Annotated in this window: 11 protein-coding genes and 1 tRNA gene; 10 read left to right on the plus strand and 2 right to left on the minus strand. The window is 34.1% G+C overall.

Annotation, left to right across the window (positions count from 1 at the left end; genetic code table 11):
• Positions 1 to 70: 70 nt before the first annotated feature.
• The 6 genes from ABYI63_RS08310 (at position 71) to ABYI63_RS08335 (ending at position 4,375) form a co-directional block, all read left to right on the plus strand.
• Positions 71 to 781 carry a MotA/TolQ/ExbB proton channel family protein gene (locus tag ABYI63_RS08310; protein WP_372755386.1) on the plus strand — a complete coding sequence of 237 codons (711 nt, stop codon included), beginning with the start codon at positions 71 to 73 and terminating at the stop codon, positions 779 to 781.
• A gap of 3 nt (positions 782 to 784) precedes the next feature.
• Positions 785 to 1,177: an ExbD/TolR family protein gene (locus tag ABYI63_RS08315; protein ID WP_372755388.1), complete on the plus strand. Its 393-nt coding sequence runs from the start codon at positions 785 to 787 to the stop codon at positions 1,175 to 1,177.
• A gap of 62 nt (positions 1,178 to 1,239) precedes the next feature.
• Positions 1,240 to 2,088, plus strand: coding sequence for an energy transducer TonB (locus ABYI63_RS08320; RefSeq protein ID WP_372755390.1), 849 nt, complete (start codon positions 1,240 to 1,242; stop codon positions 2,086 to 2,088).
• A gap of 2 nt (positions 2,089 to 2,090) precedes the next feature.
• Positions 2,091 to 3,308 carry a folylpolyglutamate synthase/dihydrofolate synthase family protein gene (locus tag ABYI63_RS08325; protein ID WP_372755392.1) on the plus strand — a complete coding sequence of 406 codons (1,218 nt, stop codon included), beginning with the start codon at positions 2,091 to 2,093 and terminating at the stop codon, positions 3,306 to 3,308.
• 62 nt (positions 3,309 to 3,370) lie between these two features.
• Positions 3,371 to 3,445 (plus strand) — tRNA-Val (locus tag ABYI63_RS08330).
• A gap of 159 nt (positions 3,446 to 3,604) precedes the next feature.
• Positions 3,605 to 4,375, plus strand: coding sequence for a LuxR C-terminal-related transcriptional regulator (locus tag ABYI63_RS08335; protein ID WP_372755394.1), 771 nt, complete (start codon positions 3,605 to 3,607; stop codon positions 4,373 to 4,375).
• A gap of 224 nt (positions 4,376 to 4,599) precedes the next feature.
• On the opposite strand, the gene murF is transcribed toward ABYI63_RS08335, so the two are convergent.
• Positions 4,600 to 5,877: a UDP-N-acetylmuramoyl-tripeptide--D-alanyl-D-alanine ligase gene (murF, locus tag ABYI63_RS08340; RefSeq protein WP_372755396.1), complete on the minus strand. Its 1,278-nt coding sequence runs from the start codon at positions 5,875 to 5,877 to the stop codon at positions 4,600 to 4,602.
• Positions 5,878 to 5,966: 89 nt separating this feature from the next.
• Positions 5,967 to 7,658: a gliding motility lipoprotein GldJ gene (gldJ, locus tag ABYI63_RS08345; protein WP_372755398.1), complete on the minus strand. Its 1,692-nt coding sequence runs from the start codon at positions 7,656 to 7,658 to the stop codon at positions 5,967 to 5,969.
• Positions 7,659 to 7,920: 262 nt separating this feature from the next.
• On the opposite strand from gldJ, the gene porU reads away from it, so the two are divergent.
• From porU to pdhA, 4 genes are all read left to right on the plus strand, one after another.
• Entirely contained in the window at positions 7,921 to 11,805 is a 3,885-nt protein-coding gene (gene porU, locus ABYI63_RS08350; protein WP_372755401.1) for a type IX secretion system sortase PorU, read from the plus strand.
• Between the two features lie 34 nt (positions 11,806 to 11,839).
• Positions 11,840 to 13,084, plus strand: a complete 1,245-nt coding sequence (gene porV / locus ABYI63_RS08355) for a type IX secretion system outer membrane channel protein PorV (RefSeq protein WP_372755403.1) — start codon at positions 11,840 to 11,842, stop codon at positions 13,082 to 13,084.
• Between the two features lie 92 nt (positions 13,085 to 13,176).
• Positions 13,177 to 13,659, plus strand: a complete 483-nt coding sequence (gene cdd / locus ABYI63_RS08360) for a cytidine deaminase (RefSeq protein WP_372755405.1) — start codon at positions 13,177 to 13,179, stop codon at positions 13,657 to 13,659.
• 211 nt (positions 13,660 to 13,870) lie between these two features.
• Positions 13,871 to 14,869, plus strand: a complete 999-nt coding sequence (gene pdhA / locus ABYI63_RS08365; protein ID WP_372755407.1) for a pyruvate dehydrogenase (acetyl-transferring) E1 component subunit alpha — start codon at positions 13,871 to 13,873, stop codon at positions 14,867 to 14,869.

The following is a 14,869-nucleotide window of genomic DNA, read 5'->3' on the forward strand; positions in this document are numbered from 1 at the left end:
GATTACCTTATTTTTTTAATATAATTTTATACAAAAATTAGCGTTTTAAAATTCAAGAAACACAAATTATATGTTGAATATATTATTACAAACTATAACTCAAGATCAAGAGGGTGCAGAGTTGCTTACCGATACTGTACCGGTTGAAAAATCCCTTTCAATAATAGAATTAATTAGCAGTGGCGGCGTAGCCGGACAATTTATTATTGCCTTATTATTTTTAATGTTAGTTGGCGCCATCTATATTTATTTTGAAAGGCTGTTTGCTATTAAAGCAGCGTCAAAAATAGATAGTAACTTTATGAATCAGATAAAAGACCATGTGTCGCATGGCAAAGTGGATTCAGCACAATTACTATGTGCGCAAGTTAATTCGCCTGTATCTAGATTAATTGGTAAGGGTATTTCTAGAATAGGGAAACCCTTAGCCGATATTAATACGGCTATTGAAAATGCAGGGAGGTTAGAAGTATACGGATTAGAGAAAAATGTTAGTATACTTGCAACTATATCGGGTGCAGCACCCATGATAGGATTTTTAGGAACCGTGATTGGTATGATTCTATCTATTTTCGAAATTGCAAATTCTGGAGGACAAATTGATATAAAACTATTGGCAGATGGTTTATATACTGCCATGACAACTACCGTTGCAGGTTTAATTGTGGGTATTGTAGGGTATATGGCATACAATCATTTAGTAGTAAAAACAGATAAGGTTGTGTATCAAATGGAAGCTAATTCGCTAGAATTTCTAGATCATTTAAATGAACCTACATAACAGATGAATTTAAAGGGTAGAAATAAAATAACGCCAGAATTTAGTATGGCATCCATGACGGACATTGTTTTTCTGTTATTAATATTTTTCATGCTAGCATCTACTTTAGTAACTACAAATGCTATCGATATATTATTACCAAAAGCCAGTGGCAAAACAGAAAACAAAAAGTCTATTGCTGTAAGCATAAAAGAAGATTTGACCTATTATATCGACCAACGTCGAGTGGGTGAAAGTGTTTTAGAAGCCGAATTATTAAACTCATTAGCATCAGAAGAAAATCCAACGATAGTGTTGCGAGCAGAGAAATCAGTACCTATTGAAAATGTTGTTAAGGTAATGGATATAGCTAACAGAAATAAATTAAAAGTAATATTAGCGGTAAGACCTGAATAATTCGCTTTCGCGGAATACGGCACGATTTTAGTGCGTTCTAATTAAGAAATTAATAAGCCTCAATGAAGTATTTGGAAACCCCATACGAAAGAAAATCGGCAATGTTAACAACAGTAATATCTGTTATTATTTTGCTGTTATTATTTGTTGTTGGTACTACTTATATGGATCCGCCAGAAGAATATGGTGTTGCGGTAAATTTTGGAACTACCGATTTTGGTTCAGGTACAGTGCAGCCTTTAAAGCCGATTAAATCGGAGCCTCTGGATATTAATCGTCCTTCAGAACCTGAAGTCACAAAAACAGAACCTACAAAAGCAGCCGAAACGAAAGAGGAAGTTTTAACGGCTGATAATTCCGAAGAAATAGCTATTAAAAAGCAAAATGAAGCTCAGGTAAAAGCTAAGGCATTAGCCGATGCTAAGGCCAAAGCAGAAGCTGAAAGAATTGCTAAAGAAAAGCGTGAACTTGAAGAGAAAAAGAAAAAGCTAGATGCGTTAATTGGTGGTGTAAGCAAATCGGAAGGTTCAGCAACTGGAGGTGAAGGGAATGATGCCAAGGCGGGTGATAAAGGGCAGCTAGATGGCGACCCATATGCGCCTAGTTATTTTGGGTCTGGTGGCGCAGGAAGTGGTGGCGTTGGATATGGATTGAACGGTAGAGGAACAGCTACTCATAACACTTTTAAACAAGATTGCAATGAATCTGGGATGGTTATTGTTGAAATCGTTGTGAATAAAAGTGGTAATGTTATTGAGGCAAGACCAGGTGTAAAAGGTACTACAAATACAGCAGCTTGTTTATTGGAGCCCGCAAAAAAAATAGCTTTATCACATAAATGGCGTCCAGACCCCAATGCGCCAACAAGACAAATAGGTTTTGTAAAAGTAAACTTCAAATTAGGGCAATAAACATGACGTATCAGGAGACACTCGATTGGATGTTTTCTCAACTGCCAATGTATCAACGGCAAGGGCAATCGGCCTTTAGAAAAGATTTAACAAACACCTTAAAATTAGTAGAGTACTTAAATCACCCTGAAAAGGACTTTAAATCCACCCATGTTGCAGGAACAAATGGTAAAGGTTCTACAAGCCATATGTTGGCTTCTATTTTACAGGAAGCTGGCTACAAGGTTGGTTTGTATACTTCGCCTCATTTAAAAGATTTTAGAGAACGTATAAAAATTAATGGGAAGGTTATAAGTAAGCCCTATGTAAACGGTTTTATAAAACGCCATAAACAATTTTTTGAGGCAAATTCATTGTCCTTTTTTGAAATGACTGTAGGGATGGCATTTGAATATTTTTCAAAACAGAAAGTGGATATTGCTGTTATAGAGGTAGGAATGGGAGGTAGGTTGGACTCTACAAATATCATAACACCCGAAGTTTCTGTAATTACCAACATCGGATTCGATCACATGCAATTTCTGGGCAATACTTTAGAAGCCATTGCTTCCGAAAAAGCGGGTATTATAAAGCCTAACATTCCTGTGGTGATTGGTGAAACCCAAAAGGAAACTTCCTCAGTTTTTAAAGAGGTAGCTTTAAAAAATAATACAAGTATCGTTTTTGCAGATAAAGAGAAGTTTGATACATATGCTTCCGATTTAACAGGTATTTATCAATCTAAAAACATAGTAACGGTTTTACAAGCTATAAAAGAACTTCAGAAGAAGGGATTTATTTTATCAGAGGAGAATATAAAACAAGGATTATTACAAGTTGTTAGAAATACTGGTTTAATGGGACGCTGGCAGACGATAAAAATAAATCCTAAAGTGGTTTGCGATACTGGCCATAATAGGGATGGTTTAAATTATGTAATGAAACAATTGCAAAATGAAGATTTTGATGCTTTGCATATCGTTTTTGGAGTTGTAAATGATAAAGATTTAACTTCTATTATGGATTTATTACCTAAAAAGGCAACTTATTACTTCTGCAAACCAGATATTCCTCGAGGTTTAGAGGCTACCGAGTTAAAAAAGGCGTTATATAGTTTTGGATTGCTTGGTAAGGCTTATGGCTCTGTAAATGAGGCGTATAAATGTGCTTTAAAAAACGCAAAATCCAATGATTTTATTTTTATTGGAGGGAGTACATTTGTTGTTGCAGAAATAATTTAAAAATTTTTCAAAAAAGTTTTTGCAGATTGAAAATCTAGCTTATATTTGCACACCGATAACAAGGGCAATTAGCTCAGTTGGTTCAGAGCATCTCGTTTACACCGAGAGGGTCGGGGGTTCGAATCCCTCATTGCCCACTAAAAAAATCCTAAAGTGAAAGCTTTAGGATTTTTTGTTTTATACCATTTTCTATTTTAACGCCATGTTTATCAAGTATAATTTGCGTTTTTTTTCATAATAAAGTATCTTGACATCATTAAGGCTCTTGTTAATTGTCCTGATAAATTAATTTAGTTATGGAGATTAGTGAAATAAAAGGTATTTATAAAGAAGTTTTTAAGTCATATGATCATCCTTCACTGGAGGAGCATGTTCAAAAGATTATCGAACTTGATGCTTACTTACCTTATAGTTCTACTTTTTTCTGTATTACTAACACTCGAGATCTTACATTCGAATATATCAGTAAAAATATGTCGTCCTGCCTAGGACTAAATAAGGACATGTTTGAAAAAGAAGGAATGCGCTATTTTTGGGGGAGAATGCATCCGGAAGATATTGAACCTTGGTTGAAAGCCTTAAATGAGTTAATGGATTTCACCTTAAGTGAAATTGCACTTAAAGATAGAAGTAAGATGAGTTATACTTGGAACTACCGTCTTAAAAATGTAGAGGGTAATTATGTAAATATCATCCAAAATACAACGCCCATAGAGTTTGATTTAAATGATAAACCGATTATTGGTTTAGCACATTATACGGTCCTTGATTCCAGAATAAAAATGGAAATATGCGCATCGGCAAAACTTTTGAATGAGAATGATGAATATGAAACCAAGTATTTTAATAATTTTTCTCAAAAATTATTATCAGATGCAGTAAGTAATAGAGAGCGTGATGTCATCAGGTTACTGATATTGAATCATTCTAGTAAAGTGATTGCTGAAAAGCTTAATATAAGTCCAAATACGGTTGATACGCACCGTAGAAATATACTTAAAAAACTAAATATTTCATCAACAGGAGAGCTAATTGGTCTACTTAAAATGAATTCTAGTATAATTTAGATTTTCTTTTTTAGTAGACTATTGCCTTGTTGTACATCCGATTTAATTAGCATTTAAACGAAAAACACGTTGAAATACTCAAATTGAGTATTGTTTACTGACTTATTAAATGACAACTTTACAGTGCTATTAATTAGTTCTTAGGGAGAATTATTGGAAAAGCACCGAGTTATATTTAAAAATATAATGTAGGTGCTTTTTCGTGTTTTAAGATTTTTAAAGGTCTAAAGTAAGTCTAAGATGCGTTCCATGGCCATTCCTCGAGAGCCTTTTATTAGAAGCGTAGCGTTAGTTGTCTTAGTAATGTCGTAATTATTTTTAAAGTCATCAAATGTTTTAAATACGACTATTTTTGAAGAATTTATTTTAGTTCTGTTGAAGTTTTCGCCGATTAAAACTGCCTGAAAATTTAAGGTTGCAATTAAATTGACGATGTTTTGGTGTTCCACTTCGGCATCTTGACCTAGCTCAAACATATCTCCTAAAAATGCCGTTTTAGATACCTCTTTTAGTTTTTCAAAATTTAGTAAAGCAGCATGCATGCTTGTTGGGTTTGCATTGTATGCGTCTAAAATAATGTTGTTTGCTCCTTTTTTTATTACCTGAGAGCGATTGTTGCTAGGAATGTAGTTCTCAATAGCTGTTTTTATGGCGCTATCTTCAACTTTAAAATAATTCCCAAATGTTATTGCAGCAGCAATGTTATTGAAGTTGTAATCGCCTATTAAATGACTTTTTATTCTGATATTATTGTATTCAACACTTACATTGGGTTGTGCTTCAATAAACTTAATTTGAACGTTAAAATGAGCTTTGTTACCAAATGAATACGTATTAGCATCCTTACTCTTTTCCATTTGGATAGGATCAGTCCCATTAACTATAATGGTTTTGTTGTTTGCTTTAATGAAGTTGTATAATTCAGTTTTTCCTTTAATAACGCCTTCAACACTTCCAAAACCTTCTAAGTGGGCCTTTCCAAAATTGGTAATGTAGCCGAAATCCGGCTTGGCAATTGTGCACAAAAACTCAATTTCTTTTTGATGATTGGCACCCATTTCAATAATACCTATTTCAGTTTGTTTATTCATGGATAAAAGCGTTAAAGGTACTCCTATGTGGTTATTTAAATTCCCAACAGTTGCAGTAGTGTTATATTTTTGTGAAAGGGTGGCATTAATTAGCTCTTTAGTAGTTGTTTTTCCATTGCTTCCCGTAAGGGCAATTATTGGAATATTTAAATAGGTTCTATGATAAGCAGCCAATTTTTGAAGCGTTTCAAGAACATTTTCGACTAAAATGGTTTGCGATGAAGTTTTATAGGTTTTTTCGTCTATAATGCTATATCTAGCGCCGTTTTTTAAAGCGTGTTCTGCATAGCTATTGCCGTTAAAATTTTCGCCTTTCAAGGCAAAAAACATATCATTTGATTTTAATTTTCTTGTATCTGTACAAACGGAATGACATTCTAAGAAAAGAGTATGTAGTTGTTCTATTTTCAAAAGAAAAATGGTGTTTTTTTAGTTAATTTAAAAGTATTAAAAAAGTCCTAACATTAGCTAGGACTTTTTTAATTATTTAGATGAGATTTTTAATTTTTCTTTTTTTGTGTTTCTTTAGATTTTGAACCTACGCGAGACATAGCACATCTAAATCCAATGTAATCGGTAGCCATATCTTCTGGGAAGTAGCGTCTTTGCGCAGGGTCTAACCAATATTCTCTGTCTTTCCAAGAGCCTCCTTTATAAACTCTAACATTGTCGCTAATTAAAGATGTTCTGTTATTTGATTTATCATATTCTCTGATAATGTTTCCTTCAGCATCTCTTGTAACGATGTTTTTCGGAGAATTGTACATTTTGCTAGTTTCACTTACTTTGCCAGCAGCACCATCTTCTTCATTGAAATTTTGAAAACGACGAGAAGATTGTCTATCACCATCTCTAAAGTTGATTTGGTTACTTTTATCAAAGTTAGTACGTAAATACGTTTCGTTCTCATCAACAGGAATTTGTAGGATTTCACCAGGAAGATTTCTAGCTACTATTTTTCCGTTTGATAATGTGTCGTAAACAATATTGTCAGCAGTTACAACCTTGACACTGCCATCTTCATTAATTGCATTTTTAGTATAAACGTTTCCACGGTAGTAGTTGAAATCATTGAATTCATCATCAACAATAGGTCTGTAAACATCTGCAACCCATTCAGCAACGTTCCCAGCCATATCATATAAGCCAAAATCATTTGGAGCATATGATTTTACAGCATTAGTAATGTCGGCACCATCGTCGGACCATCCTGCAATCCCGCCGTAATCACCTTTACCTTGTTTGAAGTTTGCCAATTGGTCGCCTCTATATTTGCGAGACCCATTACGCGTGTATTGGCCATCCCAAGGGTATTTTTTACGACCTCTATACAGGTTGTAGCTTCTTATTTCGCTTAAACCTAATGCTGCATATTCCCATTCTGTTTCGGTTGGGAGTCTGTACTTAGGTGTAATTAAACCGGTTTCTCTTGTTGCGTAAATATTTGATTCATTACCGTCTGCATCGGTTCTTACAAATCTTCTGTTTCTTCCATCTGCATTAATTACTTCTTCATTACCACCATAAGTTAAAGTAGGAGCGTTTACGTAGGTGTCCGTATTAAAAGTAGATTCGGCATTAACATCAACTATCTTAGCATCTCGTTTTAAATAGCCTGCTTTTTCTAAGTTATATTCGTTAACACGATCCGATCTCCAATTTGCAAATTCTACAGCCTGAATCCAACTAACCCCAACTACTGGATATTCTCCATAACCAGGGTGGCGAAGGTAATTTTCGGTCATTACTTCGTTATATCCCAAACGGTTTCTCCAAACTAGAGTGTCTGGTAAAGCACCGTGATAGATTGCTCTAAAGTTTTCGTCTGATGGTGGATAAACACGTTTAATCCAGTCTAAATATTCCATGTACATGGCATTAGTAACTTCCGTTTCATCCATGTAAAAAGATTGAACGTGTTGCTGAGTAGGAGTGTTATTCCAATCATGCATTACGTCATCTTGTACGCGACCTTTGGTGAATGTTCCTCCTTCAACGAATACTAATCCAGGTGAAGTTTCTTGTTCTTTGAAGTCAGTATTGTATTGGAAACCGCCTTCTCTTGAGTTGATATCCCATCCAGTTGCTCTAGAACTATTTTTTGAACTCGAAGATTTTTTACAACTAGTCATAGCCACGCTTAATGCTAAAACTAATAAAACCTTGAATGCTAATACGTTTTTCATATCCATACGTTTAAGTAAGCTAATAATGTTTTGGTGGTGCAATATAAGAATTAAACCTAATACTGCAAGCTATTTTTTGCATTTTAACCAAAAAAAAGTGCATTTCACCCTATTTTTTAATCATTACAACGATGTTTTTGTGGTTTTTCACTGTTCTTTTGTCATGTATTAACGTATGTTTTCCTAATTTATTATTGTATTTTTGCTCGAGTTGTTATTTTTGTTACCCATTTAATAATAACATCACATTAATAGCGTTATTCAAGGAATGAAAAAGAAAATTTTACTTTTACTATGTTTTTGTTGTTTACTAATGCGTGCGCAACAACAAACATTTAATTTAAATTGGGAATCTTCTCGAACATTTTCAGGAGGGTCTTACTCTTTAGAAGTTCCCGCTTTCAATTCAGAAAATTTTAATTTCAGTTTTGAGGATGGCTTAAAGTTTGTGGCAGAGTGGGCCACAGTGTCTTCGGTTAATGAGCAATCCATTTCAGTTAATAACGTTAGCTATGCGTCTATTTCATTAAGTGAATTAAAAGATTTGGATGTGTCTACGATTCCTTCCGAATTGGAATATAGTTTAAAAAATGCTGTAGCAAGAGATAAGCGGTTTGCTGTGTTTCAAATATCGCCTATCATTAAGGAAGGGAACGGCGCCTTTAAAAAAATAACATCATTTCAAATTAGTTATACTTCAGGGGTTAGCACTAGTAAAATTTCTTCTGTAAATAAAATTACAAAAACATCTGCAATTTCAAATTCTGTTTTAAGTTCTGGCGAATGGTATCGGTTTTATGTTGATACCACGGGGGTTTATAAATTATCAAAAAGTTTTTTACAGCGTTTAGGGGTAAAGGTAAATTCGGTAGATCCAAGAAATATTAAAGTGTATGGTAATGGCGGGAGAATGATTCCGTATTCCAATGCTGTTGCTTATCCTTTTGATGTTGAAGAAAATGCTATAAAATTTGTAGGAGAGGAAGATGGCGTATTTAATAATGAAGATTATATTTTATTTTACGCTGAAGGACCTAAAGGTTACAACCAAGAAAGCAATACAAATATTAATTGTTATAACGATAAAACTTACTACTATATTAATGTTGGTTCTGGAACAGGCAAGCGTATACAGCCCTTAGCACAACCAAGTGGTGCTGCTAGTTTAGAAATATCAACTTATGAAGATTATAAGTTTTATGAAGTTGATGATTATAACATTGCCTTATTGGGTAGACGTTGGTTTGGTAATAAATTTGATGTTACTACCGAGAAAACTTTTAGTTTCGATTTCCCAGATTTGGTAACCTCTGTTCCTGTAAAGTTGAAAGTTTATGTTGCAGCAGCCTCAACAACAGCTTCAGCAATGCAGTTGTTAGTTAATGGAACAGCAATTTCAACCTTGTCAATGTACGGTGCTTCAAGTCCTAATTTAGCATCAGAATCATTTTATAATAATTCAATTACTGTAAATAGTTCTAAAATAACAGTTGGATTAAATTATGATAAAAAAGGAAATCCGAGTGCTTTGGGTTATTTGGATTATATCTCACTTGAAGCCACACGATCATTAAGATTTAATAAAAAACAGTTTCTGTTTAAAAATAGTGCCGTGGCTTCAGCTTCTGGAATTGCCCAGTACACCATCAGTGATGCGTCTCAAATTTCAGAAATTTGGGATGTAACTGATATTTATAATGTGTCCAATATTTTAAATACAGATGCTCTTGCTAGTTTTAGTTTCAAAGCAAATATGGGTGTTCTGAAAAACTATGTCGCCGTAACATCTTTAGATTATTTCGAGCCGAAATCAGATTCTAATACAACGGTAAGCAATCAAAACATAAAAGGAACAGTGTTCTTAAATAATGAAGGTCAGTTTCAAGACGTGGATTATATCATTGTAGCTCCAGATAATATGCTAACTCAGGCCGAGCGTTTGGCACAAATTAATAGAACGCAATATGGTTTAAACGTAAAGGTATTTGGCTTGAATGAAATTTATAATGAGTTTAGTACAGGAAATCAGGATGTTGGGGCAATTAGAAATCTTGTAAAATATGTTTATGATAATGCAAGTTCGGTAAGTAACAGAATAAAATACTTGTGTTTATTTGGTGATGGGTCTTTTGATTATAAAGATAGAATTCCCAATAATACCAATATGGTGCCTTCATGGCATTCTTATAGTAGTTTTAACTTAACTAGTTCTTTTGTTTCCGATGATTTTTATGGCATGATGGATGCAAACGAAGGTACTATGACAGGTAGTGATAAGCTAGATATTGCTGTTGGAAGAGTTTTAGCAGATACTCCTTTGCGAGCAAAAGAATTTGTGGATAAAGTGGAGTTGTATTATAGCAAAGAATCGTTTGGTAGTTGGCGTAATAATTTTGTTGTGGTGTCGGATGATGTGGATCAGGATTGGGAAGGTATTTTACAAGAAACAACCGATAATATTGGTAATTTAGTCACCGAAAATAAACCGTTTATGAATGTGGTTAAAATTCATACGGATTCCTTTAAACAAGAAACTTCAGCAGGTGGAAACCGATATCCACAGGTTACTACGGAAATGGTGAATGCTATTAATAATGGCGCCTTGGTGGTTAATTATTTTGGGCATGGTGGCGAAGACGGATTGGCTCAAGAACGGATTTTTATAAAAACCGATATCGATGACTTAAGAAACTACTATAAATATAATTGTTTTGTTTCTGTTACTTGCGAATTTACAAAATTTGATAACCCGTATAGGGAAACAGCCGGTGAGTATACTTTTTGGAATAATCAGGCGGGTGCAATTAGCCTTATCACAACAACGCGGCAAATATTTGTGAGTTTTGCTATTACATTTAATAATTTGTTAGGGCAATACCTGTTTTCTTATAGTGATAATGATACCTATTCTGATTATGAATATCCTTCCATGGCGGAGGCTTTGAGATTGACAAAAAATAATGCCTCTATAGCAAGTCAAAGTCAGAATAAATTAGTGTTTTTTATTGGAGATCCAGCTATGAAATTGGCATTTCCTAAACCAAATATTAAGTTAACAAAAATCAACGATATTCCAATAGCTCAATCAACCGATACCTTAAAAGGATTAAGTTATGTTAAACTAGCAGGAGAAGTGACCGATTTGTCAGGAAACTTACTCACTAATTATAACGGAAATTTATCTGTAACTATTTACGATAAGGACATCGACAGAGTAACTCTGGCAAATGATGGTATTACCCTAAACGGGCAATTGGTAAAACTAAATTTTAAAACTTCTGGCGAAATTATCTTTAGAGGTCAGGCCTCAGTTAAAAATGGCGAATTTGAATTCGATTTTGTAGTTCCTAAAGATATTAGCATTCCAGTAGGATTTGGAAAAGTTAGTTTTTACTCAAAGAATGATGATTTATTAGAAGATCAGGCAGGGGCTAGTGTGAATACTGTAAAAATTGGTGGCTTGAACAATGATGCTGAAGCAGATGATATTGGTCCTGTAATCCTCTTATATATGAACGACGAAAATTTTGTGTCTGGCGGTATTACAAATGAATCACCAACTTTATTGGTAAAGCTAGAGGATGCTAACGGCATAAATACAGCTAGTGGAATTGGACATGACATAGTCGCTATTATAGATGGAGATGAAACAAATCCTATTGTATTGAATGATTATTATCAAACCGAAGTAGATAATTACAAAAAAGGAGTAGTAAGTTATCCGTTTCGTGATTTAGAACCAGGGCTTCATACCTTAACTTTAAAGGCTTGGGATGTTTATAATAATTCTTCAACTGCCGAAATACAATTTATTGTGTACGATAAAGATGAGTCATTGGTAATAAATAATGTGCTTAATTATCCAAATCCTTTCGTAAATTATACCGAATTTTGGTTTAATCACAATAGTTCAGCACCTTTAAACGTTTCTATACAGATATTCACTGTTTCTGGTAAGTTAGTAAGAACCTTAAATGGACAGACTACTGGCGGATTAATTACCACAAGTTCACTGTCAAGAGATATTGTTTGGGATGGAAGAGACGATTTTGGAGATAAAATAGGGAAAGGTGTTTATGTGTACAAGCTTACTGTGCAGTCTGAACTTTTAAATAAAAAGGTAGAAAAGATTGAGAAGCTTGTAATCCTTTAATAAAGATTTATATTTGTTAAATAAAATTTAATTCATGAAGAACCAATTATTGCTATTAATTGCCATTGCTTTTGCTTTAAAAGTAGGTGCACAACAAACGGTTATTATACCTAACGAAAACGATTCAAGAGTTATTACTACAGGAATGCCATTTACATTAATTGCACCAGATGCCAGAGCGGCAGGTATGGGAGATATGGGGGTTGCAACATCTGTAGATGCATTTTCACAGCAATGGAACTCTTCAAAATATGTGTTTTCAGAAGCTAAATCGGGTATTTCATTAAGTTATACACCATACCTTAAAAAATTAGTTAATGATATTGGTGTTGGTTATGTAAGTTATTTTAATCGCTTAGACGAACGTAGCGCTTTTGCTACTAGTTTTAAATATTTTGGTTTAGGAGATATTGAACTAACAGATAATTCGGGTAATTTGCTTGAAACAGTAAAGCCTAATGAGTTGGCTTTTGATGTTTCATATGCTTTACGTCTGTCTGATCAATTTGCAATGTCCGTTGCCATGAGATATTTGCGTTCTGATTTAAGATTAAATTACGATGAAAGCATTGATGCAAGTGCAGCTAATACGTTTGGTGTTGATATTTCAGGATATTATCAAAGTGAAGAAGAAGCTTATGCCGATTTTAATGGTCGTTGGAGAATGGGTTTTGCACTTCAAAATATAGGTCCTAAATTTAAATATGATGAAGGTGGTAGCGATAACTTTCAACCTACCAACCTGCGTTTAGGTGCAGGTTTCGATTTTATATTTGATGATTATAATAAAATAGCCGTAACTGCAGAAGTGGCCAAACTGTTAGTGCCAACACCGCCAATGTATGGTGATGAATATAATTACACGGATAATAATAATAATGGTGTTTATGATGAAGACGTTGATGAATTAGGTACACGTGTTAACCAAAATGTCATTTATAAAGGAAAATCGGATGATGTAGATTTTTTGTCTGGAATGTTTCAGTCATTTGGTGATGCGCCAGGTGGTTTTAGTGAAGAACTTAAAGAGTTTACGTATTCGCTTGGAGCAGAATATGTGTATCAGGATTCCTTTGCACTGAGAACAGGTTATTTTAATGAAAGTGAAGAAAAAGGAGCTAGAAAGTTCTTCACACTTGGAGCAGGTCTTAAAGCAAATGTGGTAAATATTGATTTAGCTTATTTGTTTTCAGCATCCAAAGTACAAAGTCCTTTAGATAGTACTTTACGTTTCTCTATAACACTTAATATTGGTTCCGGAGAATATAGAGAATATTAGTAGAATTTTTTATAAAACAAATAAAAACTATTGCCATCAGCAATAGTTTTTTTGTCTAAAATAGTTTGTTAATTTTAGAGAAAAGTAAATACATGAAAAAAATAAAAATTGAAAGCACATTAGAGGTTTACGATACTATGGATGAGCTTCCAAAGGAAATTATTTTACTACTACAAAAAGCTATAGAAGCTAGAGAGAAGGCTTATGCGCCTTATTCAAATTTTAATGTTGGTGCAGCTCTGGTTTTAGACAATGGTGAAATTATTACGGGGAATAACCAGGAAAACGCTTCCTATCCGTCAGGATTATGTGCTGAGCGAACTGCTATTTATTATGCAGGATCTCAATTTCCAGATGCAAAAATTGTAAGAATGGCAATTTCTGCAACATCAAAAAATAAGCCGACTTTAAGCCCAATTCCACCATGCGGAGCCTGTAGACAAGCCATTGCAGAATATGAGGTTAAGCAAGAAACACCTATCGAAATTTATTTTATGGGGGAATCTGGGAAAGTTGCCAAATCAGATTCTCTAGCAAACCTTTTGCCTTTTGTTTTCGAAAAATCAGTGCTTTAACTTTTAAGGGGTTCAATAAGTGTTTGTTAATTTATTGAAATAAAATTCTCAAAACAAGAAATTTTATAATTAAATAATATTAAATAAGTAGCTTTATGTAGAATGTGCTATTTTTTTTCATATTTTTCATACTTTAAACGGAATGCATTTTTGCAATACCTTTCAATGTATTACTTTTGTATTCCGTATAATAAAAATTAATTAGGAGTCAATGCAAAAAATCACAAAAGAGGTTTACCTCAAATGGTACGAAGACATGTTATTCTGGAGAAAGTTTGAAGACAAACTAGCTGCTGTATACATTCAACAAAAAGTAAGAGGATTTCTTCATTTATACAACGGTCAAGAAGCCGTATTAGCAGGTGCATTACATGCTATGGACTTGACTAAAGACAAAATGATTACTGCGTATAGAAATCACGTACAACCAATTGGAATGGGGGAAGACCCAAGACGTGTTATGGCTGAGTTGTATGGAAAAGCAACTGGTACTTCTAAAGGTATGGGCGGCTCTATGCATATTTTTTCTAAAGAATTTCGTTTTTACGGAGGTCATGGAATCGTTGGAGGACAAATTCCTTTAGGTGCAGGTATGGCGTTTGGCGATAAATATAATGGCGTTGATGCTGTAACATTATGTTGTTTCGGTGATGGTGCTGCAAGACAAGGCTCACTTCACGAAACATTTAACTTAGCAATGCTTTGGAAACTTCCTGTGGTATTTGTATGTGAAAATAATGGTTATGCGATGGGAACGTCGGTAGAGCGTACAGCAAACCATGGTGAAATTTGGAAACTAGGTAAAGGTTATGAAATGCCTTGTGGCCCTGTTGATGGTATGAATCCTATTAAAGTAGCTGAAGCTTTTGATGAAGCTATACAGCGTGCTCGTCGTGGAGATGGTCCAACATTCTTAGAGTTAAAAACATACAGATATAGAGGTCACTCGATGAGTGATGCTCAACATTATAGAACTAAAGATGAGGTAGAAGAATACAAGAAAATTGACCCGATTACTCAGGTTAAAGATGTAATTCTTGAAAAGAAATATGCTACCGAAGACGATCTGAAAGTTATTGATAAACGTGTTAAGGATTTAGTATTAGAGTGTGAAAAATTTGCAGAGGAATCTCCATTTCCAGATAAGCAACAATTATACGACATGGTTTACGAACAACAAGATTATCCATTTATTCAACACAAAATATAA

Origin of the sequence: Mariniflexile sp. (assembly GCF_041583155.1) — a bacterium.
Classification (GTDB): Bacteria; Bacteroidota; Bacteroidia; order Flavobacteriales; family Flavobacteriaceae; genus Mariniflexile.

Excerpts from the sequence above, each read along its gene's own strand:
- porV (WP_372755403.1), top strand. The coding sequence starts at position 11,840 with ATGAAGAACCAATTATTGCTATTAATTGCCATTGCTTTTGCTTTAAAA.
- gldJ (WP_372755398.1), bottom strand. The coding sequence starts at position 7,658 with ATGGATATGAAAAACGTATTAGCATTCAAGGTTTTATTAGTTTTAGCA.
- ABYI63_RS08315 (WP_372755388.1), top strand. The coding sequence starts at position 785 with ATGAATTTAAAGGGTAGAAATAAAATAACGCCAGAATTTAGTATGGCA.
- porU (WP_372755401.1), top strand. The coding sequence starts at position 7,921 with ATGAAAAAGAAAATTTTACTTTTACTATGTTTTTGTTGTTTACTAATG.
- pdhA (WP_372755407.1), top strand. The coding sequence starts at position 13,871 with ATGCAAAAAATCACAAAAGAGGTTTACCTCAAATGGTACGAAGACATG.
- ABYI63_RS08335 (WP_372755394.1), top strand. The coding sequence starts at position 3,605 with ATGGAGATTAGTGAAATAAAAGGTATTTATAAAGAAGTTTTTAAGTCA.
- ABYI63_RS08310 (WP_372755386.1), top strand. The coding sequence starts at position 71 with ATGTTGAATATATTATTACAAACTATAACTCAAGATCAAGAGGGTGCA.
- ABYI63_RS08320 (WP_372755390.1), top strand. The coding sequence starts at position 1,240 with ATGAAGTATTTGGAAACCCCATACGAAAGAAAATCGGCAATGTTAACA.
- ABYI63_RS08325 (WP_372755392.1), top strand. The coding sequence starts at position 2,091 with ATGACGTATCAGGAGACACTCGATTGGATGTTTTCTCAACTGCCAATG.
- cdd (WP_372755405.1), top strand. The coding sequence starts at position 13,177 with ATGAAAAAAATAAAAATTGAAAGCACATTAGAGGTTTACGATACTATG.